Source organism: Spirulina sp. LEGE 11439, from assembly GCF_059821285.1.
In genome coordinates, this window is the sequence record NZ_JCAMRX010000002.1 from 51,576 (window position 1) to 77,707 (window position 26,132).

A 26,132-nucleotide genomic window follows, 5' to 3' on the forward strand; every position below is an offset into this window, starting at 1 on the left:
TTAGCTTATCGGAAATTCTCTCCCTTGGAAGAGTTTGAGAAAAATTTTCTTGAGATTGTAATATCTATAATTTTACAGATTTGGCTGAGCAATGATTTGATTTCTTTATATTCCTAAAATGTGAAAAGGAGTGCTTGCAAGCACTCCTTTTTTGTGATATAGGCAGTTAGGTTGAAAAACTAGCTGAAAAACTAGCTGAAAAATCAGCTATGAAATTAGCCATTCTTAGAAACTGAAGGTTGTGCGGAGCATCCCGACTAAGATGGTGTCGTTGTTAGGGTTACCGTTGGGGTTAAAGACCGCATAAACCCCAGGAGCCATTTCAATATTGTCGGTGATGGGGAAGCGATATTCTAAGCTCGCCAAATAGGAGGGAGAGCGATCGCTCGGACCATTGCTGACATTGCCTAAGTAAGGAAGTTGACCGAAGCTGGCCACAATTACGTCATCTTCCCGGAAGATATCAGGAAAACCTGCGTTGATCCCCCAAGTCCAATAGTCAGCATTATCACCTTTACGGATTCCCGATTCTCCAGATGCGCTACTGTAGCCAAGGAAAGCGCTGACGTTAAAGGCTTCGCTAGGATCCCAAGAGAAGGAAAGATGGTAGTTGTTGATAGAACTTGCCGATTCTCGAATATTACCAGTGGTGTTATCTACCCAGAGAAAAGGAGAACGTCCCAAAACGCTAGTCGTTTCTCCAAGGCTGACATTACCGGCTGTTGCTAAACCGCCAGGAGCAAAACCATAACCATAACCCAAGGCAAATTTAAACTTCTCGTTGAGATTAAAGTTCAATTGCAGAGGAATATAAAACTCTCCTGCAAAGATGCCCAAGTTCGCATCGTTCGCATCGGTAGCAAAATAACCAATATCTAAGCCAATTTGGTCGTTGAATTTGACATTTGCACCCAGTGCTGCACCGCCATCACCGACACCATCGTAGAACATTTGGTTGTAAGCCATTCCCAAAGGAAGACCGTCGTAGGCATAGCCTCCGGTGGTTGCTGCATCGAGGATATCGTCAATAAAGATTCCTGTAGCGGCAATATGCAACATGACATTATCGCTGGCAGGGAAGCGATACCAGAGCTTCGCTAAGCGCACGTCATTATTGGCAGTGAATCCATAGCTGTTAGGGTCAACTTGAGGGGTTCCCGTGCCGAGTTGAGAAATATTTTGCAAGTTCCGTGCTTGCAGACGGGTGCGAAGGCGATCGCGTCCAGTGAAGCTGGTATCGAAGTTCAATCGCGCCCGATAGCCAAATGCTAAGGGAGAATTGCGATTGCGATTGAAATCGGCCGCATTCCCGTTTCCGGCTTGCTGAATCGTATCTAAGTCAGAGATGAATTGGGCAATGTAATTATTAACTTGTGTTGCGCTCAAGTTATTGGCGTTGAAGTTCAAGTCTGCCGTATTGACTAACTCTCCCATCGTGATGGAGTCAACAACACCAAACCCTTCAAACAATCCCAACATCCGGTTGCGATCGATGATTTGAGCAAAAGATGATGCGGCGGCGGCTTCACTCAGAGCGCTGCCAGTGAATCCATTCAATTCGCTCAAGTCGTTGTAGTCGGCATTATCCAAACCGTAAATTTTGGCGCGACGACCTGTGGCGATGTCCAAGTTGAAGATCACTTCTCCCACTAACTTGGTGGTGGTGGAGAATTGATTGTCTTCGAGGAAAGCAACGCGACCTTCTAAGTTATCTACGCGAGTTCCGAGGGTTGCCAATTCGGCTTCAAACTCTTGCATCAAGCGACGCAAGGTTTCGAGTTCTTCGCGAGTGACAAAATCGGCGGTGGTTTCGGCAATCAAGCGCTCAATTTGTTGCAAGCAAGCGTTTAAACCTGCGGCAAATTCGTAGCGAGTCAGAGCGCGGTTGCCGCGATAGGTGCCGTTGGGATAGCCTTTGAGACAGTCGTAGCGACGAACGAGGTCATCTAAGGCTTGGAATGCCCAATCTCCGGGGGATACATCGCTAAATTTCGATGCTCCGGTGAATTGAGCGCGAGTGCTTCCTTCTACACTGTAGCTTTCGATTTGCTGCAGCATATCGCTGGTAGAAAGAGAACTACCGAAGGGTTCTGCCATGGCTTCTCCGGAAGCCAAAAGCAATGCACCTAATGTGGCGGGGGCTGCTAATAAGGTTTTCTTGAGAATTTCTGACATGGATAACTTCCTCACACTGAACCCAAAAGCGTTGAACCCAAACGACTTGTTTTTAGTTTTGCGCTTTTGTATCTACCCTTATAGCAAATTGAGAGAGAATTGTCGATCTTTCGCAAAACTTTTTTTAAAGATTGAGGAATTGAGTCATGGATCGTCGTTAACGGAAAATGCTCTCCGCCTTCTGCGTCCCTAATTTCTTGGCTTCTCTAATTTCCTTATCTCGCTTTTTCCCTCTTCTCCTGCTCCCTGTTCCCGATTAGTATACAAACAAGGGTTGGAGGATTATCAAGGTGACGATTGAATTTGCCCGAGAGCTAGAAACTTTTTGGGAGAAGCGCTTGCAGGAAGATTGCGCCGATCGCTCCGATCGCACGCGTCAAAGTATTGCTTTGTGGCTGTTAGGGGAAGATCGAGAGCGATTTTCCGATATGGACAATCGCCAAAAAGCTATTACTCGACAAGCCATCGAATACCGCTATCGCATTCTCCACCAACGTTATTTGGGGGCAAGCCCGAGTCGAGCCTATCGCAATTTAATTTCGCGTTTGGGTGCGTTAGCGGTCTTGCGGAATAAAATCCGGACTTGGGTGTCCTTGAGTCGCGATCGCCAGAGGGCGGTGGCGGATGTTTTGCAGGAAGTAATTCAAGAGATGATCGAGAGCGATCGCTACATCCAAACCACCATTGCGCGAATTTCGCGCTGTAGCGCCAATCCCTCTTTGAGAAATTCATTATTGTTGGCCAGTATTGAAGAATACTGTATGCGACCCATTCGCAATCAACCGTTACTGGCTTATCGCTTTACCAATTACCTGCGGCGCGTCCAAAAAGGCGGTATGACCCAAGTGCCGCAAAAAGAGCGCATCAAAATGATTTCCGAGGAACTGACTCCCGAAGCGGGGGATTCTCCTGTGAGTTTGCTGGACTCGGAAGCGATCGCTACTTACCAAATCGAGCGAGATGGGGAAGAGGAACAGGTTTTACGCGAGGAGGTGCGACAGGAGTTCGAGCATTATTTGGCTGAAAAAGTCGATCCTCTTGCTGTTGAATGGCTGCGGCTCTATCTCCAAGGGCATTCCCAAGAAGCGATCGCCAAAATACTCGATTTACCCATTAAACAAATTTATCGCTTGCGAGAAAAGATCAACTATCACGCTGTGAAAATTTTTGCCCTCAAAAGTCGCCCGGAATTAGTCGCCAGCTGGTTAAAAACTTCTCTGCAAGAACACAATATGGGACTCACCCCCGATCGATGGCAAGAATTTTGGCAAGGTTTAACGCCTTTGCAGCAAAAAATTATCGATCGCCTCAAAGAAGGAAAGACGATCGATGAAATTGCCAAACAATTAAACCTGAAAAAATCCCAAGTCATGTCTGAATGGAGCAGAAGCTATCAACAAGCTCAGGCTCTTCGGAATTAGGCTTAAGGGAATTAGGTTTGAGGGTTGGGGAGAGATAGAAATTCAACGGTATCTTTCCTCTCTCATCCCTCATATTTTATTCTTGAGCGTCCGAACCCAAAACTTGCTCTTTCAAGGTCTGAAATTCTTGCATGAGTTCTTGACGACCTTGAGAACTCCAGAGATAACGCCAACCAAACCAAATAGCAAACCCAATACCCACCAATTCAAAAACGGGAGCGAGTAAGGGAATATCGTTAATCGCATCGAGTAACGCTAAGGTCAGGTATACGGTAACGAGTCCTCCCAACAATAGGGCTAGCACTGTTAAGGGATCTTTGAAATCTGAGAAAAACTTCTTCACCATCTCGGGTAACGTACCCAAGAATTCTGAAGCAGGTTCGATCCATTCTTGCCAAGGGCGATCGGTTGCCGGCGGTTTTGCGGGTGAAATTGCCCCAGAGGGATCTGTGTTAAAACCTGATGCTTGTTGGGATTGAGTAACTTCAGCTTCAGCCGAGGGAATATTCGGATCCATTACTTTTTTGTCTCCTGAGCTTTGAGATGGAATTTTATTGTAGGTTGCGATCGCGACCCGAAGATGGCAAAAACAAATTGATTCTTGCCCATATTACCCAAAAATATCGTCAGAATGTCCCTTATCGATCGTTACGAACAAAAATATGCCACAGATATCAATTTTTGATAACTTTGTTTTATCATTCAACAAATAACAAATAACCAACACCGAATCACAAATTTGTTATTCTTCCGATTGATATTGCGCGATTTTGGCATAATCTCCCAGAGCATAGCACGCCGTTCGTAAGCTGCCGAGCGCTTGCTTCTCTACCCGGCGATCGCCGATTTCTCGGGCGATGTTGAGGCGTTGTTCGTAATATTGAATCGCTTGTTCGTAATCGCCGATCGCGTCGTAAGCCACCCCGAGACTGCCTAAAGACTGTTCCTCGGAACGAAAATCCGTTAACTGTCGGGCAAGGGCAAGGCGTTTTTGATTGTAGGCGATCGCTTGACGATAATCTCCCAAGGTATAAGAGGCATTCCCTAAATTTCGCAAGATTTGTAGGGCAACTCGATCTTCCTCTAGCTCTCGTGCCAGTTCTAAGCGTTGTTCGTAGTAAGTAATGGCTTCGCGATAATTGCCTAAGGCATAGTAGGTATTGCCCAAATTTTTCAAAATTTGCCCGGCGGTTTGGCGATCGTCGAGAGAGCGGGCAAACATGAGGGCGCGTTTTTGGCAGGAAATGGCATCTTCATGCTTGCCTCGGGCTTTATAGGCCAAGCCTAAATTATTTAGAGCCGCCATTGCGCCGATGCGATCTTTAAGATCGAGAAAAACCTTTAAACTTTTTTTCTGAAATGCGATCGCTTTCTCATAATCGTCGAGATGGCGATAAGCATTGCCTAATAAACTGAAAACTTGTCCGATGGGCCGCTGTTCCGATCGCGATTGAGCGAGAGAGAGGCTAGAGAGTGCCGCTTGAATGGATTGTTGATAGTTTGCCAAAGCATAGTAAGCCAATCCCAAGTAATAAAAAGAGGTCGCCTCCGCCAGATTATCTTGAAGGTGGTGATAAAAGTCTCGCGCTTGTTGCAAGCTTTCGATCGCCTGCTGAAAATCGCCGTTTTGTTGACTGGCGATCCCTTGCTCGAGCAATTGCGCGGCGCGATCGCTCTCAAAATTGGGAGAATTTTGCCGTTCCTCAGAATTGAGGATGGGATTTTCCTTGGGGGTGAGTTTTTCGGATTTGTCACCTTCATCTGCCACTCTCTCGCTACCCCTTCATCAATGATCGATTATTAGGTCAACTGGATATGAGCGCGAGACAATATCCCTCAAGCGCTATTGACGAATCGAATTCGCTATCCCTCGACCTCATAGGTCGATTGGATATGCTGAATTTAGTTCCGCATCCCTCGACCTCAATTATCAAGTATCAATTATCAATTATCAACAAAATACGATCGGGACTTGATAAATATTGATGTGTGGATGTTTGTCAATCAGCCCGAACTGTGCAGCAAAGAATCGCGATATTGGGGAGGTTTGGGAGTCGGACGCAAGCGACGGGATTTGCGATCGCGAATCGAGCGCGCAATTCTTTCTTTTTCTGAGAGAGGGCGTTGAGAAGCTGACGTATTTTTACGAAGCTGAGGTTCTGGAGAGGCTGGGGGGGCGATCGAGGTATTCATACATTGAGAAAGATTATCTTGAGGAGAAGCAAGATTGAGATCATTGATAATCTCGTCAACGGATTGATAGCGTCGCTCTAATGAAGGTTCAAGCATTTTATCCAAAATTGGAGCCAAAAGTTTACCCACGTCGGTTCGTTCTTGCCATTGCAGTTTTCCGGTGCGGGGATTGGTTTTAAAGTCTAAGGGGGCTTTTCCGGTTAAGAGATACAAACTGGTTACGCCTAAAGCATAAATATCGCTGGCAAAAACTGGACGCAGGGAGAATTGTTCGGGTGGAGCAAAACCAACGGTACCCACAAAATGAGTGGTTACACCGCGAATGCTGCTTTCACTGGCTTGAACCAATTGATGTTTGACTGCGCCAAAATCGATTAACACCAAGCGCCGATCCTGAGACAAAATAATATTTTGCGGTTTGATATCGCGATGAATGACCCCTTGATCGTGAACGTATTTTAAGAGGTCGAGCATTTCTCGCAAAATGCGTTTGACGGTGATGCCCGACTGACATCCCTGTCTTCTGACCAATCTGGCGAGGGTTGCGCCTTTAATATATTCCTGAACGAGGTAAAATTCATCTCCCAGAACAAAATAATCTAATAAGAGAGGAATACGGGAATGAGTCCCTAAGGCAGCCAAAATTTTAGCTTCTCGGTGAAAGCGGCGACGGGCGGTATCTAGGGCTTTTTGTTCGCTGACTCGGGGACAGAGTTGCTTAATGGCGCAGAAAGGCTGTCCGGGCAATGACATATCTCGCGCTAAAAAGGTGACCCCGAAACCCCCTCGACCCAGCATTCGCAGGATGAGGTAGCGATCGCGAAACAATTCTTCGGATCCGCACAGTTGCCCGAGTTGAGTTTTGGCAAAGATATCGTTATGAAATTGGGAGAGGTTAGCGGGTGGAAAAGACATAAGATGTGCTATCGGAAAAAGTGAAATCTGGAATTTGGGTACGCGAGCCGATTTTCGGAATGTCGCGATCGGGTTCATTAAGTCTCTACACGCCCCCCCTCTCTGTTTCCCAAGGTCAAGAGTTGGGGGAATGACCCCTCACGCTGTATTGTACTCAAAATTCGCCTAATGTCGCCAGAATGCCCTTGCAATTAAGAGCAAGGAATGTATGAGGATGCCGATCGCGAGGGGAGAAACATTGAGGAACAAGAATCGGTAAAATTATTTTTGGTAACCGAGTTTGTCGATCTACTTATCGGTTAATACTTTCTTTCAATCTAAAAGTATGAATTCTAAATTACAACAGGCATTTGTGCGTAAAAATGCTCTCAAAGTCATTAGCGGCTTGAATAATTTCGATCGCGATCGCGTGGGGGCAACGGTGAAAGCAGCAACGGCAGGCGGTGCGACGTTTGTGGATATTGCCGCAGATCCTGAGTTGGTGAGGATGGCACGTCAACTGACAGATTTACCGATTTGCGTTTCGGCAGTCGAACCGGAAAAATTCGTCAGGGCAATGGCAGAGGGGGCAGATCTCATTGAAATCGGCAATTTTGACAGTTTTTACGCCGCAGGACGACGATTTGAAGCTGAGGAAGTTTTGGCGCTAACGCGGCAAACTCGTACTTTGTTACCGAATGTGACGCTTTCGGTGACGGTGCCTCATATTTTGACGCTCGATCGTCAGGTTGCCCTCGCTGAGGCGTTGGTCGCTGAAGGGGCAGATATTATCCAAACGGAAGGCGGAACTAGTGCAGCTCCCCAGCATCCGGGAACTTTAGGGTTAATTGAAAAAGCGGCTCCCACTTTGGCGGCGGCACGGGAAATCTCTCAAGCGGTTTCTGTCCCGGTGTTGTGTGCTTCGGGATTGTCAGATGTGACGGTGCCAATGGCGATCGCGGCGGGGGCTTCTGGAGTGGGAGTCGGTTCCGCTATCAATCAACTGAAGAGCGAGGTCGCAATGGTAGCTGCGGTGCGTCGCTTGGTTGAGGCGTTAGGGACGGTTTCCGCAACGAGTGCGATCGCATAGCCGTATCGTTTAGTAAGGTATAGCCTTGTCATTTAAGATTTATTACAATCTATTGACTTTCCCGCAATCTTGTATAATTATTGCGGGTTTTTTCTCTCAATTTGCATTTTTCCGATCATTTCAAGCGTCATAGTCTTAGTGATAAAGTGAAACATTTGAAGGAAGCGAGTAAATAGAAGTACACTTTACCTATTGGCTCGGTATACACAATCGTGAATCGTCCGCCATATGTTTGAAAACTGGAAATAAAAAATAATTCTTGCAGCAAATATGCAAGTTCTCCAATGAACAAAAAACAGCGCTTTTCTTCCTTCGGAATAAAACGACGCAATCTCTTGTATTTATTAGTAGGATTATCTGGCAGTTTAGGAATGGGGAGTTGTTCCCAATTATCCGCACAACCTAGTAAGAATAAAAGTGAGGAAACTCTCTATGATACTATAATTATTGGTGGTGGTATTAGCGGGCTGACAGCAGCTTTTTTGCTCAAAGATAAAAATATCTTACTATTGGAAAAAGAATCCTCTTTGGGAGGGCGAATTGTCTCGGGAGAATGGGAAGGATTTCATTATCCGAAAGGGACTGAATATCTCGGGAAACCGGAAGGAGAATCCGCCCGCTTATTTTCACAATTGGGTCTAAAAGCGATTAAAATGCCGCCTCCTACTGATGCGATCGCTTATCAAGGAAAAATTCATCATGGGGAAAATATTCTCGATTTTCTGGATGAGGAAACACATGAAGATTATTGGCGTTTAGAGGAGAAATTATCTCAGTTAAACGATCGCATCGAAGACGATCTCTTTTCTGGATTAGGCGATCGCGAGATAACTCCTCTCAAGCACTTAGCAGAATACGATGGGAAAACAATGGCAGAATGGTTAAACCAACTCAATATCGATCCGGTGATTCAGCAATATATCGACATTGAAAATCGCGGTTTATTTGGTGCGGCAAATAACGAGCTTTCTGTACTGTTTAATATTCCCGAAATGGCTTATAATTTGCCCGATCCTGAAGAAGCAGATGAGAGTGAGGTTTATACTTTTTCGCGAGGTATTTACGAGTTAGTTGAGGTGTTAGCGCAAAGATTAGCTACAAACGCAGTCACGGGAGCAAAAGTTCGTCAAGTTGAAGTGAGTGAAGATGAAGCAGTGACTGTTATTTACGAACGAGAAGGGAAAGAAGTTTCAGTTAAAGCAAAAACAGTTATTTTATCCACCCCTGCACCGATTAGCGATCGCCTTGTCACCAATGGTTTTGCCAACAAGGTTAAAAACGTACTAAAATCTATTCAATATGCAGAATACGTGACGGTTAATTTGTTCTTGCGCGATCGCCTTTGGAAGGACGCATGGACACTTTCTTGTTTGGATGATTTCTTTGTCACCCTTTACGATGCCATTCGCACACAAGTCGATATTTCCTATAATGACAAGGCAATTTTAGGAGTTTATATCGCTGCTAAAGATGCCAAGGATCGTTCTTTGTTAAAAATGTCTGACGCAGAAATCAGCGATCGCGTTCTCAAAGATTTAGAAAAATATTACCCTGATATTCGCAGCCAAGTATTAGGACAAGATATTCAACGGTTTCCTTATGCTTTTCCAGTCTTCAATCGCAATTATGCTGATACTCTGGAAGTTCTTTATACCGATGAAATACTTCGAGATAGTCCTCTTTTTCTCGCTGGTGATTATTTAGTCTATGCAACTTTAGATGGCGCGATCGCAAGTGGATTTCAAGCCGCAGAAAATGTCAATGAGTATTTGGAACAAGCTTGAAATAAAACAATCTCTCTGCGATCGCCAATTTGTCAAACTAAGGGTCGATAAACGCGATAATTTATATTAGGAAAGATATTATCGAGAATCTCGACTTTTTCTAACCAGCCTGAATCAATTCTACCTTGCTTGATATCTTCGTAGAGCTTATTAAAACGCATCAAATGAGATTTTGTCCGTCGTGTGGCATAGGAAACCATCGTCCCCGTCCGCATGATAAACGCCCAGTCGGAAGATTGTGCTAAAAGTAATTCCCGTGCGGCTTGATTTAAGGCTTTTTTCTCTAACTCATCCTTAGCTTCTCGGCAACTTAACTGAATCATTCGTTCTGCTGATTTATGTAAGTGAGGATAAATCCAAGCATTGGTTTCATTAAGCCAAAATTCGTGAAATCCTTTAAAACCCCAACTAGACTGGGCGGGATAGCTCACTTGTTGGGTAGGTTCGCGCTGCAAATAGTCGGCGAGATGAATGGTTTCGTAGGTATTTTGGTCAAAATGGGTTTTACGGAAGAGAAAATCTAAAAACCAAGGCCCCTCATACCACCAATGTCCTAATAATTCGGCATCGTAAGGAGAGACAATCAACGGCGATCGCTCCATCAGTTGCGATAAATGCTGCACTTGTCGTTCTCGGTTGAACATGAAATTTCCCGCGTGTTCTGCGGCTTTCTCTTTCGCCCAATAGGGATCGTAAGGGGCTTTCTCTCCCAATCCCGAATTGCGACTGGTAATTTTATGATATTTAATGCCCGTATTTTTTCGCTGACCGTTGGGCATAATGTAGGGCTTAATATATTCGTACTCTGCTTCCCAGCCCAAATCTTTATAAAATTCCCGATATTCGGGATCGCCTGGATATCCCACCTGAGACGACCAAACCTGTTGCGAAGATTCTTGATCTCGCCCAAATACTGCTACTCCAGTTTCTGTAAAAATAGGAGCATAAGTCCCATAGCGAGGACGGGGACGGGCGTAGAGAACCCCATGACCATCGGTGAGGAAATAGCGCAAGCCTACATCGGCGAGCATTCGTTCCAAGCCGTTATAGTAGCCGCATTCGGGAATCCAAATCCCTTTGGGAGGTCGTCCGAAATGCTCCTCGTAATGTTCGCAAGCGACTTGCAGTTGCGCCCACACGGCTTGGGGATACATTTTCATTAAGGGAAAATAGCCATGGGTTGCGCCGCAAGTGATAATTTCGAGATTATTGCTGTCCTGAAATTGTTTAAAGGCTTTAACTAAATCGCGATCGTAACGCTCCCAAGTGCTGCGGACGGTTTGGAATTCTCGGGCATAATATTCCGCCAGATAACGGAAATGACCGTTATGCTGATGGCGATCGATTTCCTTTTCTGCCAGTTCTTGTAATTGGGCGAGATGCGCGTCGAAACGGTCTTGGAGCAAAGGATCTCGCAACATGGAAATGAGAGGCGGGGTCAAACTCATGGTGAGTTGAAACTGAACGCCGTCTCGCTTCAAGCCTTCAAAAACATGAAGTAGGGGAACGTAGGTTTCTGCGATCGCCTCGAAGAGCCATTCTTCTTCTAGAACGTAATCGCTTTCGGGATGGCGAACAAAAGGAAGATGCGCGTGCAGAACGAGGGCGAGATAGCCAAGAGCCATAGTAATTTCGGGGATGGGATAATTTGCTGGCGAGCAAAAAAATTTAGACTATTTAAAGATTCTAAGCTGGATGGGGTGCTAAAGCGAAAAAACTTCTTTGCGGTTTAATTGAGGGCGATCGTGCAGAAATATGGTCGATTGAGGCAAAAGATATTAAGATAATATTAATAAACGTCTTTATTCTTGAGTGACAACGCCAAGTAGACCTTGATTAGAGCAAATCGGTGTTTGAATCCGTGCTAGAACCCACTGGCAAGCAGATAAATCAGCAGATAACTTCGCCCCTCGCGATCGAGCCTTGTATCGAGTCTCCCGATACTCTCCACCTCTTGCTATTTGTTGACAAGCGTTCCGGTTCCACCGAACGCAATCGAGAAATCAAAGATTGCCTACAACAATTAAAAGAGGAAAGCGCAAAAGAGAATTATCCTTTTGTGCTAGAAATCCTTGAGGTACAAGAACGTCCGGACTTAGTTGAACATTTTCGGCTAGTGGCCACGCCTTCTTTAGTCAAAATCAATCCCAAACCGAGACATATTCTGGCAGGTGGCGATTTAGTGGCGCAATTGCAAAAATGGTGGAGACAATGGAAGCAAGATTTAAAGGAGTTATATTTAAATTCACAAAAAGTCATTTCAGAATCAGTTTCTCCAGCCCAGAATGCCGTTTCGGCTAATGGTAATGGCTATTATCCAGAAAGAATCCGTTTGGGTGACGAAATCTTTCGCTTACAGAAAGAAAAGGAAGAGTTACTCGAGCAGTTACACTTTAAAGATCGCGTTCTAGCCATGCTCGCTCACGATCTTCGCAGTCCTTTAACGGCTGCTTCGATCGCCTTAGAAACCTTAGAACTAGCTCAAAATCAAGAAGATCGTGAGAAAGCGGCTGCTTTGACGGCGCAACTTTACAAGCAGGCTCGCACGCAGTTTCGCACGATGAACCGCATGATTGGGGATATTTTACAAGCAGCAAAGGTGAAAGAGGGAGAATTTTCACCAAAATTGGAAGGTCTCGATCTATCTAGTTTTTGTGCAGACTTTCTCAAACAATTTAATAGTCGCTTGCGAAGCAAGGGATTATATCTCGAAAAAGATTTGCCGCAAGATCTGCCGAATGTTTATGCCGATCCGGAGTTGATTTCTCAGGTTTTGGCTAATTTACTGGACAATGCCATTAAATATACTCCCACTGGCGGGACAATTAGCTTCTCGATTTTGCATCGGACAACCCAAAAAATGCAAGTGAGTGTCTGCGATACGGGACCCGGAATTCCTGAAGAAAAACGCGATCGCATTTTCGAGGGGCATTTTCGACTCGAGCGCGATGAAGCGCAAGAAGGTTTTGGCATTGGCTTGGCATTATGCCGACAAGTCATTCAAGCGCATTATGGCCAAATTTGGGTGGATAGTCCCAGCGATCGCGGCAGTTGCTTTCACTTTACCCTTCCTGTTTATCAATAAGTTAGCATATTAGCTGTAACTTTTTGATTTGACTTTTTTTGTTGCGGTTTAAAGTTCTGTTTCTATTTCCACGATTTCTTCTACATTCACTTTATAGCGTCCGCGACTATTGGGATCGTAGCTATTCACTAATATTCGATAAATTCCATCTTGAGGCAAAACAATGGTGAGTTGAGAGTTTTTGTTATCTTCGCTGATATCGTCATTTTCATAAAGTTGCCGATCTTTGTCATCCAAGACAAACAAATAGGTATCAAATTCCGTACTCTCTAAATTAATCGCGATCGCTTGCCCAGCTTTGCCCTGAAAACTATATAGATCGTAGTGACTTCCATCTACAGGGAGAACGGGATCTTCATCGGTTAACTCTCCTTCTTCCTGTAGTAAAATCGATTGTGGAGGAGAAACCACTGCGGTATCGTTTGCACCCGGAACCGCCAACACGAGAGACCAATAATGTTTAAATCTCGAAGTAGGATTGTTGGCATAACCCAATCCGGCTTCTGTATATTCTGGATTGAGCAAATTCAGCCGATATCCCGGACTATCTAACCATTGTGTGAGGATTTCTTGCGGTTGAATGTGATTGATTCCAGGGTTTTCAATAACGCTCGCACTAACATATCCGGTTGCTGCAACTCGTTCTTTTGTACCAATTTCTCTTGAATCAACAGGGCTAATAGAATCATTTTCCGCCATATATTCAGCGTGATTTTGAGCAGCTTCTTCAAGTTGAGAATTAAGTTTTAATGGAGCTACACCGACTTTTTCTCGTTCTGTATTGACCAATTCTAAAAGAATCTCAAGAGGACGAGAGTTTTCTCTGTCTTCTGTTGCTTCGGGACTATCTTGTTCTTCAGATTGCCCCAAAATGAGAGAGTTACGATCTTCTAAGTTGAAGCGAGGTAAAGTGTCCGAGGGAAAAATAAGCGGCGATAAGTCAGCACGGACTGACTCCGAACTCAGGACAATTAACCCAAAACTTAAAAAAGTTAAAATTGGCAAACGGGTAAAACGACTTTTAATAAACATAACGCGCGTTCTGTTGGTTAGAGCGATCGATGAATTACGAAAGGAATGACGAAAAATAGGGGTTGAGAAGACTTTGCCCTCGATCGCTTGCTGTTGAAAACCATTATAGAGGCTAAGGTAATCGGCAAATTTTCTTCTTGCCCTTCTTTATGCTCTGTTGCTCATTGTCTATTATTTGTTCCTTGTTTTCTAGAGAAGGGTTAAACTAATTCGTTTTAATTCTGCATTGACCTCTAGCACCTTGACTTTGACCACTTGGCCGACTTTAACAATTGTTTTCGGATCTTGGACAAAATAATCGGCCATTTTAGAAATATGAATCAATCCGTCTTGATGAACTCCCATATCAACGAAAGCACCAAAATTGGCAACATTCGTTACGATTCCTTCTAACTCCATTCCCGATTTGAGATCGCTAATTTCCTGAATTTCTTCTTTAAACGTGGCATATTGAAAGCGCTCGCGAGGATCTCGTCCCGGTTTTTTTAATTCTTTGAGAATATCTTGTAGGGTAGGCAATCCAATGGTATCGCTAATATAACGATCGAGGGAGAGGCGCTCGATACGATCTCCGACGCGATCGATTTCGGTTAAGGACAGTTGCAAATCTTTAGCGATCGCGGCAACAATCTCATAACTTTCTGGATGAACCGCAGTATTATCTAAAGGATTCTCACCATTGCGAATGCGAAGAAATCCTGCCGCTAATTCGTAGGCTTTCGGTCCCAATTTTGCCACTTTTAAGAGTTGGTGACGGTTTTTAAATACACCATTTTTATCTCGATAGGTAACGATATTTTTGGCGATCGCAGGAGTGAGACCAGATACAAAAGTTAATAGTTCTTTGGAGGCCGTATTCAGATCGACTCCCACATAATTAACGCAACTTTCGACGGTTTCGGCTAACTTTTGTTTCAGGAGTTTTGGCTCGACATCGTGTTGATATTGTCCCACGCCAATAGATTTCGGATCGAGTTTAACTAATTCTGCGAGGGGATCTTGCAGGCGGCGACCGATACTAATAGCACCTCTGACTGTAACATCGAGATCGGGAAATTCTTCAGCAGCGAGTTTGCTGGCCGAATAAATAGATGCACCGGATTCATTAACGATAACTTTAACGGGTTTTTGGGATATTTTAGTTAAAACCTCGCTCATAAAGCGATCGGTTTCTCGGGAAGCAGTGCCGTTACCAATGGCAATTAATTCGATTTTATACTGCTCGATAAATTTCCGCACAATTCTTGCAGCTTCTTGACGTTTTGCCTCGCCTGTATGGGGAAAAATGGCGCAATATTTAATGAATTTTCCTGTTTTATCTAATAGAGAAACCTTGCATCCCGTGCGAAATCCCGGATCGATCGCCATTGTTGGTTTCATTCCGGCTGGAGGGGAAAGGAGTAAATTTCGCAAGTTTTCGGCAAAAGTTTTAATAGATTCGCGATCGGCATAGGTTTTGCGATCGCTGCGAATTTCTGAGAGTAAGGAATTTTTCATTAAACGCTTAAAGGCATCTACCAACATTTCCCGATAAAATTGCCGAATTTCGGGATTTTTGCTGCGAATTTCTTGAGATTCTAAATAAGATTGCACGAATTCTTCGTCATAAGCAATATTCACCGAGAGAATTTTTTCTGCTTCTCCACGTAACAAAGCAAGAATATTATGAGGAGCAATTTTAGCGACTTTGATTTGATAATCTCGATACATCTCATATTTGGTACTGCCTTCGGGATAATCTTTTTTGATTTTCGAGGTAAAAACACCTTGTTTTGCCAAATAATCCCGTAAATAAGCGCGTAATTCTGACTTTTCGGCAACTTCTTCCGCAAGAATATCTGCTGCTCCTTTTAAGGCTGCTTCGGCAGTATTCACTTCTTGTTCTGCGTTGATATATTTTTCAGCTTCTCGGGTTAAAGGAACAGTCGGAGCGTTCTTTTTATTTAAAGATTTTATTCGTTCTGCAAGAGGTTCAAGTCCTTTTTCTCGCGCTTGCATTGCCCGAGTGCGGCGTTTGGGTTTATAGGGGAGATAAATATCTTCTAGTTCATTTTTCAGCCAACAGGATTCGATTTTGGTTTGGAGTTCTGGGGTGAGTTTGTCTTGTTCTGCGATCGCAGTTAAAATTGTTTCTTTTCGCTTCTGTAATTCGGTTAAGTAGGCATAGCGATCGCTAATTTCTCGCAGTTGGATTTCATCGAGTCCTCCCGTTCGTTCTTTCCGATACCGCGCAATAAAGGGAATTGTTGCACCTTCTGCAAACAACTCTAAAGCACTGGTAATATTTTTGGAGTTGAGGGCTAATTCTTTCGCCAGAATGGGAACGAGTTCGAGCATTTTAGGATATTTCTCAAGTAAGAAGATTGATTTTGTTTGTACTTATGCTATAATATAAGCAAAAAGTATCTTAGTTCGGTTAAGTTGTTTAAACAACTTCAATTTAATCATGTCTTTTTTATCCGATCAAAAATATATTTCGGTCAAAAAAGTAGATCGGGATGATGGTAATACAAGATACGATGATCGAAAGATTACTCAATAATTATGAAGAAGAAACTCTAAAAATATTGAATTTAGGAAATTACGTGAAAACTGCTTTAACTTTTGAAGAAATCAAACAAGTATTGCAGAAATATTTAATTGACGACTTAACAAAAATTTTTACAGACTTTATTAGCAGTTCACCAGACTCTTAATTTAGAAAGACTCGATCGCTTAATAGATTGAAATTAACTGCGATCGCTAATCTGCGCCAATAATTTTGCTTCATCCCAATAAGAGGATAACTTTTGAATTTTTCCTTCATGATTAAATTCAAAAACACCAATTCCGACCGCCGTTCCTTGTTTGCCATTCTTGGCCGTAACCTTCATTTTCCATTTTACTGCCGCCCCATCCCCAGCAATAAAAATTTCTTCTGGTGTAACTTCTAAGGAATCGTAGAAGCGGGTAATAATCGCAAAAAATTTCTCAAATTCCTCATGGATTTTCATCGAGGGTTTGCCGACAGGATCGCAGACGATCGCATCTCCTGCAAAATTTTTTACCCACCCCTCTCCATTCATGCGGGAAATTTCTGAGAAATACGATTCGAGAACCTGTTGAATTTGTTCGGCTGACATACAATTCTAGATGCTAAGCGATCGCTTCTATTTTACTCGCTCCCGTCGCTCTTTTCCTCATGTAATTTAGCAATCCAAGCATCTTCACCTCCGGCAGCATTCCCGGCTTCAATATCGCTCGAAGTTTTTCCTGTAATGTAAATATAACCGCGAGCATCGATCGCTACTCCTGAAGCCCCATCGTAACCGGAACTCCCCAATTGTTTCACCCAGAGGCGATTCCCAGATGCGTCGTATTTTGCCACCCAAACATCCATCCCGCGTACTCGCTTTCCTGTTTCTAAAATTCCCGAAGTATTCCCAGTGAGATAAATATTGTCCTTCGAATCTGTCGCGATCGCGCAAGCTGCATCGTAGCTATAACTCGAACTCCCAAGTTGACGAATCCAGAGGCGATCGCCGTTAGGATTATATTTGGCCACCCACGCATCGTAATATCCAGCAGCCCCGATCGCGTCTAAAGTCCCCGAGGTATAACCCGTAATAATCACATTACCGTCTAAATCCGTCGCCACGTCCGCAGAAGAATCATAACCCGAGGGACTGCCCAATTGCCGAATCCACAGCTTGTTACCATCGGGATCGTATTTAGCCAGCCAAGCATCTAATCCTCCCGTCCCGTTTTCTGCTTCGAGAATACCCGTCGTACTACCGGTAATATAAGCATTACCTTTGCGATCGGTTGCGACTCCATAGCCGCGATCGGCTCCAAAACTCCCCAATTGACGCACCCAAAGCTGCCGACCGTCCAGATCGTATTTAGCCAGCCAAACATCGTGATATTCAGCTTTGCTGTGATTTTCTGCGTCGAGACAGCCAAAAGTTCGACCGGTAATGTAAATATTGTTGTCAGAGTCGAGGGCGATCGCTTCTGCTGAATCATCATTTGCACTGCCGATTTGTTCGATCCAAATTTGTTGCCCTTGAGGATCGTACTTTGCCAGCCAAGCATCTTCATCCCCTTTGTGGAAGTCTCGGGCGATCGCGCCAAAAGTTCGTCCGGTTGTGTAAATATTACCTTGGCGATCGAGAGCAATTCCTGCTGCAGAATCATCGCTTGCGGTTCCGATTTGTCGCAGCCAAATGCGATCGCCCCGCTCATTATATCGCGCCAACCAAGCATCTTCAGCCCCAGCAGGGTTTTCGAGTGCGAGTTCTCCAAAGGTGCGCCCAGAAATATAAACATCTCCGTAGCGATCGACGGCGATTCCCGTTGCCGAATCATCCTGAGACGTTCCCAGTTGCTTGATCCAATCAATAACAATATTCATTTTCTCGCGCCCATTTCTTGCTCGTGGAATGGTAATCAATCTACTGGGTATTACTTTAGCAAGACAATCGATAAAGCGGGAGAGTTTAATATTATTTCTTCAAAGTTTTGAGGTATCTAATCAACCGTAAAAAATAGATTTTTCTATCAACAATTTAAAACTGATAAAAAATTGATTAAATTAAAACTGGTTTAAATAAAGATTAAGACTGGAAAAAATTGGTGCATTCACTGTTCGTGATTCGCCGTTTATTGTTCGCCAATTAGGGGGAGGATATCAAGTTGGCCTCCCAATCAAACTCCCCCCAATTAAATCACCTCTAATTCATTGTCACGAAAATGAGAGCGAAACTTTTTTTCAAATTGGACTTGAATGGGCAAATTAGCGCTAACGGGTCTACCTTGCCATTCTTGAACAATTGTCGTAACTTCTCCTTCCATTCCTTTGAGATCGAACGGTTGTTTTCTATTTTGGGGATGATGGTAAACCGTAACGGATTCTTTAACTCGGACGCGATCGCCAACTTTCATAAAACTCTCGTCTCTCCTCTTTATCGGTGTTTTGTTATCTGGGGTTAGGCGCGATCGCTTTCGGAGGGTGGACTAGATATCCCGCTTCCATCTGCCGAGCGCCTTTATCATTGTTGCATAGGAGCGTCCCGATCTTGAATGTTCCCTATTTTTACTGCTTTAACCGGATTGCTCCGGCTTAGGGAATGTTTTTTTCTGCTCCTCAATGCCCCAAAATCCTCAAGTCGAGCTAGGATAATGACAAAATATGAATTTTTGTGGAGATTTCCTATGTTTTTTGAAGAACTCCTCCCCCTCGGGAAAGAATTCCTGCAAAATCCGATTGCCTTTGCGGGAGGATTCGTGGCAGGGGCGTTGCACCTCAATCTCAACGAAGATCCCTTGAAAAGCTGGCTGGATGAGCAAAGTGGGACAAAATCAACCCATAATGGCAGCGATCGCGACGAGAACAAACCCCAATCGATCGAAATTGAATGAGTCGGCGATATCCTTAATCTTGAAAGAGTGTAAAGTTAAGCCCCGTTCCCTCAAAGCCTCCCTATCATAATAAAAAGGGAGAGCTTCTGGTTCAATGTTGTTTATTCGGATTTAGAGAAGGCGATCGCGGTAACGATTGAACAATCAAGAGGCTATTGAGATTGTTCTCGCTTGCTAAATTCCCCCAACTCACAAACCATTAAGGCCGATCTCCCCCATTTAATTCGCACAGAAAGGGGAAATTTATGGAAAATCCAGAGCAAACCTTGGCTCACGAACAGACATTAGACCGAGATTGTACCACCCTCTCTCGCCACGTTCTCCAGCAAACTGTTAAAACTTTACACGCCTCTTCCCTACTCTCTCCCGAGGCACAAGATATCAGCGCCATTATGAACCGCATTGCCCTAGCGGGCAAGCTCATCGCCAGGCGTTTGAGTCGGGCTGGACTGATGGAGAATGCTCTCGGATTTACTGGAGAAACCAACGTTCAAGGGGAATCCGTCAAACGCATGGATATGTATGCTAATGAGGTTTTTATTTCAGTCTTCAAGCAAAGTGGTTTGGTTTGTCGCCTTGCTTCCGAAGAGATGGAGAAACCCTACTACATTCCTGAAAACTGTCCGATCGGTCGCTATACCTTACTCTATGACCCTATCGACGGCTCTTCTAATGTTGATATTAATTTGAACGTTGGGTCGATTTTCTCCATTCGCCAACAAGAAGGCGACGATCTCAATGGAGAAGCACAAGATCTATTACAAAACGGACGCAAGCAACTAGCAGCCGGGTATATTCTCTACGGACCTTCAACAGTCCTGGTGTATTCTGTCGGCGATGGGGTGCATTCTTTCATTCTCGATCCCAGTTTGGGAGAGTTTATCTTAGCAGAAGAAAATATTACCATCCCCGAACACGGCCCCATTTACAGCGTCAATGAAGGCAATTTCTGGCAATGGGAAGAATCAATTCGCGATTATAATCGGTACGTTCATCGTCACGAAGGATATACGGCACGCTATAGCGGCGCTTTAGTCGGAGATATTCACCGCATTCTCTTACAAGGAGGCGTATTCCTCTATCCCGGTACCGTGAAAAATCCAGAAGGAAAATTGCGCTTGCTTTATGAAACCGCACCTTTGGCGTTTTTGCTAGAACAAGCAGGAGGTCGTGCCAGTACTGGTAATGAAGAGATTTTAGATTTCATTCCCCAAAAATTGCATCAGCGTACACCTTTGATTATCGGTTCGACCGAAGATGTGAATCTGGTTGAATCGTTTATTCAAGACCGTAGCAAACGCGAGGAAACCGAGGCGATCTCGGTGCGTTAGTTCGGGGATGAAGGAGTTTCAACTCGGAGGGCAGAGAAAAAAATTTCAACTCGGAAGAACGCTGAAATACGCCAATTTTCCACTCATTACTCATTACTCGTTACTCGTTACTCGACAAAACAGGAGCTTAATTTTATGACAGCCGCTAATCCGATCTTGCAAATCGAACAAGATTTCCATCAAAGTATTTGGATGGATAATTTGAGTCGAGATTTAATCGTATCTGGCGAACTCAAAGTACTCATCGGATCGCGAGGAATTGTCGGGATCACTTCTAACCCAGCAATTTTTGAGAAAGCGATCGCGGGAAACCAGATTTATGATGCAGATATCGCCACCGGAATCAAAGCCGGGAAATCAACCCTAGAAATTTACGAATCCCTCGTTTTTGATGATATTCGCAATGCTTGCGATGTATTCAAACCCGTTTATGAAGAAAGCAAAGGACTCGATGGTTATGTCAGTATTGAAGTTCCTCCCACCATCGCTAAAGACACTGACAGCACCATTAAAGAAGCCCTTCGTTATTACGAAGCGATCGGTCGAGAAAATGTCATGATTAAAATTCCCGGAACTCCGGAAGGATTACCCGCCGTGGAAGCGGTTATCGCAGCAGGAATTAACGTGAATGTCACCTTGCTTTTCTCCGTACAAAGCTATATCGATACAGCTTGGGCGTATATTAAGGGACTGGAAAAACGAGTTTCCGAAGGCAAAGATATCAGTAAAATTGCCTCCGTTGCCAGTTTCTTTCTCAGCCGCATCGATGTAAAAATCGATAAAATGCTGGATGCAAAACTCAAAGAAGGGGTCAGCGAAGATACCGCCGGAAAATTAATCGCCCTCAAAGGCAAAATTGCGATCGCCAACGCCAAAGTTGCCTACCAAAAATATAAAGAAATTTACAGTAGCGATCGCTGGCAAGCACTTGCCGATAAAGGCGCAACCGTCCAACGCCTCCTTTGGGCCAGCACCAGCACCAAAAACCCCGACTACAGCGATGTCATGTACGTGGATGAGTTAGTCGGAGAAAATACCGTGAACACCCTTCCTCCCAACACCATCGAAGCCTGCGCCGATCATTGCGATCCCGCCAACCGTATCGAATCCGACCTCGATACCGCCTACAAATACATCAAAACCCTCAAAGATGTGGAAGTTGCGATCGACCTCGATACAGTAATGAACGAGTTACTCGAAGAAGGCATCGATAAATTTATCAAACCCTTCGAGTCCCTCATGTCCTCCCTCGAAACCAAAGTCAAACAATTGGCTGCGGTTTAATCGTTTTGTTAGCAATTACGAGTGACTCATTCAGTAATTGCTAACTGATAACTGATAACTGATAACTGATAACTGAAATATGGTAACGTTACTCGAAAATCCCCTGCGGGTTGGATTGCAACAAGAACGCACTCCCGAACCTCTTATTATCACCATTTTTGGTGCATCCGGCGACCTCACTCAACGCAAACTCGTTCCGGCAATTTATCGACTCAAACAAGAACGCAGGCTTCCCCCAGAACTTACCGTAGTTGGGTTTGCCCGTCGGGATTGGAGTCACGATTACTTCCGAGAACAAATGCGCCAAGGTATTGAAGAATTTGGCGGCGGTTTGGGTGGAGAAGAATTCTGGAATGAATTTGCCAAAGGTTTGTATTACTGTTCCGGTAATATGGATCAGCCGGACAGCTATACAAAATTAAAAGCATTTTTAGCAGAACTAGACGAGGAAAGAGGGACGCGAGGCAATCGCGTTTTCTATCTATCGGTTTCGCCGAGATTTTTCAAACCCGGTTTGCGAAATCTTGGGGCGGCGGGAATGATAAGCGATCCCGTTAAAAATCGCGTGGTGATCGAGAAACCTTTTGGGAAAGATTTAGGAAGTGCCAAATCTTTAAACCGAGTCGTCCAAGAAGTTTGCCAAGAGGCACAGGTTTATCGCATCGATCATTATCTCGGCAAAGAAACCGTGCAAAACATTTTGGTTTTTCGCTTTGCGAATGCGATTTTTGAACCTCTCTGGAATCGTCAATTTGTCGATCACGTGCAAATTACTGTTGCGGAAACCGTGGGAGTAGAAGATCGGGCGGGATATTATGAAACCTCGGGGGCTTTGCGGGATATGGTACAAAACCACCTCCTGCAATTGTTTGCCATTACCGCAATGGAAGCACCCAATTCTCTTGATGCCGATAGCATTCGCAATGAGAAAGTTAAAGTATTGCAAGCCACTCGCCTTGCCGATACCCATAACCTAGATCGTTCTGCCATTCGCGGACAGTATTCGGCGGGTTGGATGAAAGGCAAGCCTATCCCGGGTTATCGCACGGAACCCAATGTCAATCCCGAATCCACTACGCCGACTTTTGTAGCGATGAAATTAGAAGTAGATAATTGGCGTTGGAAGGGAGTTCCTTTTTATCTGCGAACCGGGAAACGATTGCCCAAAAAAGTAACCGAAATTGCCATTCAATTTAAAGAGGTTCCCCTCTTAATTTTCCAATCTGCTGCCCAACAAACCCATCCCAATGTTCTTACTATGCGAATTCAACCGAATGAGGGGATTTCCTTACGTTTTGAAGCGAAAATGCCCGGGGCGGACTTGCGGACGCGATCGGTGGATATGGACTTCAGCTACGGTTCGTCTTTTGGTATGGCGACAGCAGATGCTTACAATCGCCTTCTCTTAGATTGCATGTTAGGGGATCAAACCTTATTTACTCGTGCCGATGAGGTAGAAGAAGCGTGGCGGGTGGTTACGCCAGCTTTGAGTGCTTGGGATGCCCCAGCCGACCCGAGTACTGTACCCCAATACGAAGCGGGAACGTGGCAGCCGACGGAAGCGGAATTTTTCATCAACCGCGATGGTCGTCGCTGGCGCAGACTTTAAACTCAGTCACCAGTCACCAGTCACCAGTTATCAGTCACCAGTCACCAGTTCATTGAAGGGTAAGAGATTATGGCTACAGAAGCGCCTCCTTTGGTTTCCTTGCAAGCCCCGAAAGATGTATCGATCGATGAGATTGAAGCCTCTTTACGAGAGATTTGGCAAAGTTACGGCAGTGGTGAGGATGGCCTTGCAGCAACGCGGGCAACTACGTTTAGTTTTTTGGTCTACGAACCCGATGGTACGCAACAGTATTTGGCGGCTTTAGGTTTCTATACGGGTCCGATTGACGGCATTGCTGGAGTGCGGACGGAAGCGGCGATTAAGGCGGCTCAAAAGGCTTATGGACTCGACGTTACGGGCAGAAATGATTCTGCTTTATCCGTGCGCTTACAACAAGAGTTTGAGAAACTCACGGATCTCGATAAACAAACGCCAGAAAATTTGCGAACGGCGTTACAGTATTCTCCTGATTCTGAAGGAGCCGGACTTGCGGACGCGATCGCCGCTTCTAATCCCTGTCGCATTATTACTCTCTGTCCAGTTCTCGGGGAAGATAAAGGGGTATCGGTTCAGGTTTCGGCGTACTGCCCTATTCACAAGCGCGGCAGTAGCACTTTGGTCTGTTGCGAATACATTACCCTAAGCGGGACGGCAGAGGCATTAGAGCGCATTACAGGGGTGATTGAGGCTCTCCTGATTCCCGAGTTGCCTAAGTTTCTCTGGTGGAAAGCGACACCGCGACCCAAGTTTTCTCTCTTCAATCGTTTGGCCGATGTCTGCGATAACGTAATTGTCGATTCGAGCAGTTTTAACCGCCCGGAAACGGATCTGAATCATCTGGGAACTTTGCTTGAGAAGAATGTGGCGATCGCAGATCTGAATTGGCGACGTATTGCCGCTTGGCAAGAGTTGGCCGCCGAAGCCTTCGATCCTCCGGAACGTCGGGCGGACATTTGGGAGATCGATAGTGTGGTGGTGGACTATGAAAAAGGCAACCCTTCCCAAGCCTTCTTGTATCTGGGATGGTTGGCCAGTCGCTTGCAATGGCAGCCGATCGCTTACGAATATGAAGGCGGCGATTACGATATTCGCCGGGTGAAGTTTCTCGGCTTAGAACAACGCGAAATCGAAGCAGAATTGGCAGGCATCCCAACGGCAGATTGGGGAGATATTCCGGGGGATTTAGTGAGTTTGAAATTGAATTCCACCAACCCCAAAGCAGATTGCTGCACGGTTCTCTGTTCGGAAACCACGGGATGTATGCGAATGGAGGCGGGTGGCGGCGCTCAGTCTTGTCGTGTCAATCAAGTGAGTTCCATTGCCGATCAAAAAACCGAACAGTTACTCGGTCAGCAATTGCAACGATGGGGACGAGAAGTGCTTTATGAGGAAAGTATGAACGTTACCAATCAGATTTTGGCACTACGGAAAGAGTAGTTTGTTATTGTTTATTGATTGTTCGAGGCCAAATAACCAACAACAAACAATAAGTTACTTTCTGTCCAGTTCTTGGAGATAAATTTCTCCGAATTCCTGACCGTCGAGTGGGATGCTCTGGTATTCCACTCGACCTCGAATTTCTACAGTCGTCCCGATCGCGGGTAAAGATTGGTTGCTCATCACCCAAATTTGCCCATTTTTATTGACCAGTTGGTAGGCACCGCGATCGAGAAAGGGAGCTTGTGCGATCGCTTTGCCTCTAACCGAGATGATTCTACCGGCTGCTTTTGGGGTTAAGCGATCGAGCGATTGCGTCCCGATCCAGCTACAACTGGTTAAACTCAGCAATAGTAAAGGAAAGACAAAACTTCTATAATTAAACATCATTTTATTCTAGAATTCAAACGAAAAGTGCGATCGCTCTCTCTAACAATAACAAATAACAAATAATAAATAACAATGACAATTATTCTTGATGGTAAAGCTCTCGCGAAAAAGATTAAAAGCGAATTAAAAACCAAGATTGAAGCATTACAGCCTAAAATGGGTCGCCCCCCCGGTTTAGCCGTTCTCATGGTCGGAGATAATCCGGCAAGTGCAGCTTATGTTCGCAATAAAGAACGGTCCTGTCAAAAAATCGGTATGGCTTCTTTTGGTCAACATTTTCCCGCACAAACTTCTCAAGTAGAATTGACGCAAGTCATTCAGCAATTAAATGAAGATGAACGAGTAGATGGGATTTTAGTTCAGCTTCCTCTTCCTCAACATTTAGATTCTGTTGCTTTATTACATACCATTCATCCTGATAAAGATGTAGATGGTTTACACCCTATTAATTTAGGTCATTTGGTACGAGGGGAAATTGGTCTGCAAAGTTGTACCCCAGCAGGAGTTATGCGTCTTTTTGAGGAGTATAATATTGCATTAAACGGCAAGAATGCCGTGATTATCGGACGCAGTATTTTAGTCGGTAAGCCTCTGGCTTTGATGCTGTTAGCCAAAGATGCAACAGTGACGATCGCACATTCTCGAACTTTAGATTTACCCAATATTACTCGCAATGCCGATATTGTTGTAGCAGCAGTAGGAAAACCAAATTTATTGACGCGAGAAATGGTGAAAGAGAATGCGATCGTCGTTGATGTAGGTATTAATCGCATTGTTAATGAAGAAATGGGAAAATCACGTTTGGTGGGAGATGTTGATTTTGAAAATGTTAAAGAAGTTGCTGAATATATTACACCTGTACCGGGAGGAGTAGGACCGATGACGGTCGCAATGTTATTAGATAATACAGTGCAGAGTTACGCTCGGAAGTGTATAAAATGATTGTCTCGAAATTCAATAAAACATATCATTGAAAAATATTTACACTAGAAAAATTCTTGAAGTGC

The 26,132-nt window shown here is 44.6% G+C and carries 22 protein-coding genes; 11 read left to right on the forward strand and 11 right to left on the reverse strand.

All coding sequences use genetic code 11. The features are described from left to right. Positions 1-225: 225 nt before the first annotated feature. Positions 226-2,175: an iron uptake porin gene (locus AC6RV6_RS01620; protein ID WP_500238433.1), complete on the reverse strand. Its 1,950-nt coding sequence runs from the start codon at positions 2,173-2,175 to the stop codon at positions 226-228. A 290-nt stretch (positions 2,176-2,465) separates the two neighbouring features. Here AC6RV6_RS01620 and AC6RV6_RS01625 point away from each other — a divergent pair, with 290 nt between their 5' ends. Continuing rightward, positions 2,466-3,596: a HetZ-related protein 2 gene (locus AC6RV6_RS01625; RefSeq protein ID WP_500238436.1), complete on the forward strand. Its 1,131-nt coding sequence runs from the start codon at positions 2,466-2,468 to the stop codon at positions 3,594-3,596. Between the two features lie 76 nt (positions 3,597-3,672). On the opposite strand, the gene AC6RV6_RS01630 is transcribed toward AC6RV6_RS01625, so the two are convergent. The 3 genes from AC6RV6_RS01630 to AC6RV6_RS01640 all read right to left on the reverse strand — a co-directional run bounded on the left by AC6RV6_RS01630 (position 3,673) and on the right by AC6RV6_RS01640 (position 6,704). Beyond that, on the reverse strand, positions 3,673-4,113 hold the full coding sequence (locus tag AC6RV6_RS01630; RefSeq protein WP_500238439.1) for a CAAD domain-containing protein: 441 nt from the start codon (positions 4,111-4,113) through the stop codon (positions 3,673-3,675). Between the two features lie 225 nt (positions 4,114-4,338). Next, the gene (locus AC6RV6_RS01635; protein WP_500238441.1) at positions 4,339-5,364 is read right to left on the reverse strand and encodes a tetratricopeptide repeat protein; all 1,026 of its coding nucleotides are present in this window, start codon (positions 5,362-5,364) and stop codon (positions 4,339-4,341) included. Positions 5,365-5,600: 236 nt separating this feature from the next. After that, entirely contained in the window at positions 5,601-6,704 is a 1,104-nt protein-coding gene (locus AC6RV6_RS01640) for a protein kinase domain-containing protein (protein WP_500238442.1), read from the reverse strand. Positions 6,705-7,029: 325 nt separating this feature from the next. On the opposite strand from AC6RV6_RS01640, the gene AC6RV6_RS01645 reads away from it, so the two are divergent. Both AC6RV6_RS01645 and AC6RV6_RS01650 read left to right on the forward strand, forming a co-directional pair. Continuing rightward, positions 7,030-7,773 carry a DUF561 domain-containing protein gene (locus tag AC6RV6_RS01645; RefSeq protein WP_500238444.1) on the forward strand — a complete coding sequence of 248 codons (744 nt, stop codon included), beginning with the start codon at positions 7,030-7,032 and terminating at the stop codon, positions 7,771-7,773. A gap of 284 nt (positions 7,774-8,057) precedes the next feature. Continuing rightward, the gene (locus tag AC6RV6_RS01650; protein WP_500238448.1) at positions 8,058-9,557 is read left to right on the forward strand and encodes a protoporphyrinogen/coproporphyrinogen oxidase; all 1,500 of its coding nucleotides are present in this window, start codon (positions 8,058-8,060) and stop codon (positions 9,555-9,557) included. Between the two features lie 32 nt (positions 9,558-9,589). Here the strand turns inward: AC6RV6_RS01650 and AC6RV6_RS01655 are convergent, their stop codons facing one another. Then, entirely contained in the window at positions 9,590-11,182 is a 1,593-nt protein-coding gene (locus AC6RV6_RS01655) for a glycoside hydrolase family 57 protein (protein WP_500238450.1), read from the reverse strand. A 260-nt stretch (positions 11,183-11,442) separates the two neighbouring features. On the opposite strand from AC6RV6_RS01655, the gene AC6RV6_RS01660 reads away from it, so the two are divergent. Beyond that, complete coding sequence (locus tag AC6RV6_RS01660) at positions 11,443-12,642, forward strand: histidine kinase (RefSeq protein ID WP_500238771.1); 1,200 nt, start codon at positions 11,443-11,445, stop codon at positions 12,640-12,642. Between the two features lie 48 nt (positions 12,643-12,690). On the opposite strand, the gene AC6RV6_RS01665 is transcribed toward AC6RV6_RS01660, so the two are convergent. Both AC6RV6_RS01665 and AC6RV6_RS01670 read right to left on the reverse strand, forming a co-directional pair. Next, positions 12,691-13,674, reverse strand: coding sequence for a CAP domain-containing protein (locus AC6RV6_RS01665; RefSeq protein ID WP_500238453.1), 984 nt, complete (start codon positions 13,672-13,674; stop codon positions 12,691-12,693). A gap of 189 nt (positions 13,675-13,863) precedes the next feature. Then, complete coding sequence (locus tag AC6RV6_RS01670; protein ID WP_500238455.1) at positions 13,864-16,011, reverse strand: Tex family protein; 2,148 nt, start codon at positions 16,009-16,011, stop codon at positions 13,864-13,866. Between the two features lie 161 nt (positions 16,012-16,172). On the opposite strand from AC6RV6_RS01670, the gene AC6RV6_RS01675 reads away from it, so the two are divergent. Beyond that, positions 16,173-16,370 carry a hypothetical protein gene (locus AC6RV6_RS01675; protein ID WP_500238457.1) on the forward strand — a complete coding sequence of 66 codons (198 nt, stop codon included), beginning with the start codon at positions 16,173-16,175 and terminating at the stop codon, positions 16,368-16,370. 33 nt (positions 16,371-16,403) lie between these two features. On the opposite strand, the gene AC6RV6_RS01680 is transcribed toward AC6RV6_RS01675, so the two are convergent. From AC6RV6_RS01680 to AC6RV6_RS01690, 3 genes are all read right to left on the reverse strand, one after another. Further along, the gene (locus AC6RV6_RS01680; RefSeq protein WP_500238459.1) at positions 16,404-16,796 is read right to left on the reverse strand and encodes a nuclear transport factor 2 family protein; all 393 of its coding nucleotides are present in this window, start codon (positions 16,794-16,796) and stop codon (positions 16,404-16,406) included. A gap of 32 nt (positions 16,797-16,828) precedes the next feature. Next, positions 16,829-18,067, reverse strand: coding sequence for an SBBP repeat-containing protein (locus tag AC6RV6_RS01685; RefSeq protein ID WP_500238460.1), 1,239 nt, complete (start codon positions 18,065-18,067; stop codon positions 16,829-16,831). A 308-nt stretch (positions 18,068-18,375) separates the two neighbouring features. Then, complete coding sequence (locus tag AC6RV6_RS01690) at positions 18,376-18,597, reverse strand: ferredoxin-thioredoxin reductase variable chain (RefSeq protein ID WP_500238461.1); 222 nt, start codon at positions 18,595-18,597, stop codon at positions 18,376-18,378. A 270-nt stretch (positions 18,598-18,867) separates the two neighbouring features. On the opposite strand from AC6RV6_RS01690, the gene AC6RV6_RS01695 reads away from it, so the two are divergent. The 5 genes from AC6RV6_RS01695 to opcA all read left to right on the forward strand — a co-directional run bounded on the left by AC6RV6_RS01695 (position 18,868) and on the right by opcA (position 24,735). Then, a complete protein-coding gene (locus tag AC6RV6_RS01695; RefSeq protein ID WP_500238462.1) occupies positions 18,868-19,074 on the forward strand; it encodes a ssl0294 family protein in 207 nt (68 codons plus the stop codon). Positions 19,075-19,319: 245 nt separating this feature from the next. After that, the gene (gene fbp / locus AC6RV6_RS01700; RefSeq protein WP_500238463.1) at positions 19,320-20,405 is read left to right on the forward strand and encodes a class 1 fructose-bisphosphatase; all 1,086 of its coding nucleotides are present in this window, start codon (positions 19,320-19,322) and stop codon (positions 20,403-20,405) included. A 135-nt stretch (positions 20,406-20,540) separates the two neighbouring features. Further along, a complete protein-coding gene (gene tal, locus AC6RV6_RS01705; protein ID WP_500238465.1) occupies positions 20,541-21,689 on the forward strand; it encodes a transaldolase in 1,149 nt (382 codons plus the stop codon). Positions 21,690-21,768: 79 nt separating this feature from the next. Beyond that, positions 21,769-23,298, forward strand: coding sequence for a glucose-6-phosphate dehydrogenase (gene zwf, locus AC6RV6_RS01710; RefSeq protein WP_500238467.1), 1,530 nt, complete (start codon positions 21,769-21,771; stop codon positions 23,296-23,298). Positions 23,299-23,367: 69 nt separating this feature from the next. Then, positions 23,368-24,735, forward strand: a complete 1,368-nt coding sequence (gene opcA, locus AC6RV6_RS01715; protein WP_500238469.1) for a glucose-6-phosphate dehydrogenase assembly protein OpcA — start codon at positions 23,368-23,370, stop codon at positions 24,733-24,735. 54 nt (positions 24,736-24,789) lie between these two features. Here opcA and AC6RV6_RS01720 read toward each other — a convergent pair whose 3' ends face one another. Further along, a complete protein-coding gene (locus AC6RV6_RS01720) occupies positions 24,790-25,125 on the reverse strand; it encodes a hypothetical protein (RefSeq protein ID WP_500238471.1) in 336 nt (111 codons plus the stop codon). 72 nt (positions 25,126-25,197) lie between these two features. Between AC6RV6_RS01720 and folD the strand changes: the two genes are divergently transcribed. After that, positions 25,198-26,067 carry a bifunctional methylenetetrahydrofolate dehydrogenase/methenyltetrahydrofolate cyclohydrolase FolD gene (gene folD, locus AC6RV6_RS01725; protein WP_500238473.1) on the forward strand — a complete coding sequence of 290 codons (870 nt, stop codon included), beginning with the start codon at positions 25,198-25,200 and terminating at the stop codon, positions 26,065-26,067. Positions 26,068-26,132 lie beyond the last annotated feature (65 nt).

Excerpts from the sequence above, each read along its gene's own strand:
- AC6RV6_RS01620 (WP_500238433.1), bottom strand. The coding sequence starts at position 2,175 with ATGTCAGAAATTCTCAAGAAAACCTTATTAGCAGCCCCCGCCACATTA.
- AC6RV6_RS01630 (WP_500238439.1), bottom strand. The coding sequence starts at position 4,113 with ATGGATCCGAATATTCCCTCGGCTGAAGCTGAAGTTACTCAATCCCAA.
- AC6RV6_RS01640 (WP_500238442.1), bottom strand. The coding sequence starts at position 6,704 with ATGTCTTTTCCACCCGCTAACCTCTCCCAATTTCATAACGATATCTTT.
- AC6RV6_RS01645 (WP_500238444.1), top strand. The coding sequence starts at position 7,030 with ATGAATTCTAAATTACAACAGGCATTTGTGCGTAAAAATGCTCTCAAA.
- AC6RV6_RS01650 (WP_500238448.1), top strand. The coding sequence starts at position 8,058 with ATGAACAAAAAACAGCGCTTTTCTTCCTTCGGAATAAAACGACGCAAT.
- AC6RV6_RS01655 (WP_500238450.1), bottom strand. The coding sequence starts at position 11,182 with ATGGCTCTTGGCTATCTCGCCCTCGTTCTGCACGCGCATCTTCCTTTT.
- AC6RV6_RS01665 (WP_500238453.1), bottom strand. The coding sequence starts at position 13,674 with ATGTTTATTAAAAGTCGTTTTACCCGTTTGCCAATTTTAACTTTTTTA.
- AC6RV6_RS01670 (WP_500238455.1), bottom strand. The coding sequence starts at position 16,011 with ATGCTCGAACTCGTTCCCATTCTGGCGAAAGAATTAGCCCTCAACTCC.
- AC6RV6_RS01675 (WP_500238457.1), top strand. The coding sequence starts at position 16,173 with ATGATGGTAATACAAGATACGATGATCGAAAGATTACTCAATAATTAT.
- AC6RV6_RS01680 (WP_500238459.1), bottom strand. The coding sequence starts at position 16,796 with ATGTCAGCCGAACAAATTCAACAGGTTCTCGAATCGTATTTCTCAGAA.
- AC6RV6_RS01685 (WP_500238460.1), bottom strand. The coding sequence starts at position 18,067 with ATGAATATTGTTATTGATTGGATCAAGCAACTGGGAACGTCTCAGGAT.
- AC6RV6_RS01690 (WP_500238461.1), bottom strand. The coding sequence starts at position 18,597 with ATGAAAGTTGGCGATCGCGTCCGAGTTAAAGAATCCGTTACGGTTTAC.
- AC6RV6_RS01695 (WP_500238462.1), top strand. The coding sequence starts at position 18,868 with ATGTTTTTTGAAGAACTCCTCCCCCTCGGGAAAGAATTCCTGCAAAAT.
- fbp (WP_500238463.1), top strand. The coding sequence starts at position 19,320 with ATGGAAAATCCAGAGCAAACCTTGGCTCACGAACAGACATTAGACCGA.
- tal (WP_500238465.1), top strand. The coding sequence starts at position 20,541 with ATGACAGCCGCTAATCCGATCTTGCAAATCGAACAAGATTTCCATCAA.
- zwf (WP_500238467.1), top strand. The coding sequence starts at position 21,769 with ATGGTAACGTTACTCGAAAATCCCCTGCGGGTTGGATTGCAACAAGAA.
- opcA (WP_500238469.1), top strand. The coding sequence starts at position 23,368 with ATGGCTACAGAAGCGCCTCCTTTGGTTTCCTTGCAAGCCCCGAAAGAT.
- AC6RV6_RS01720 (WP_500238471.1), bottom strand. The coding sequence starts at position 25,125 with ATGATGTTTAATTATAGAAGTTTTGTCTTTCCTTTACTATTGCTGAGT.
- folD (WP_500238473.1), top strand. The coding sequence starts at position 25,198 with ATGACAATTATTCTTGATGGTAAAGCTCTCGCGAAAAAGATTAAAAGC.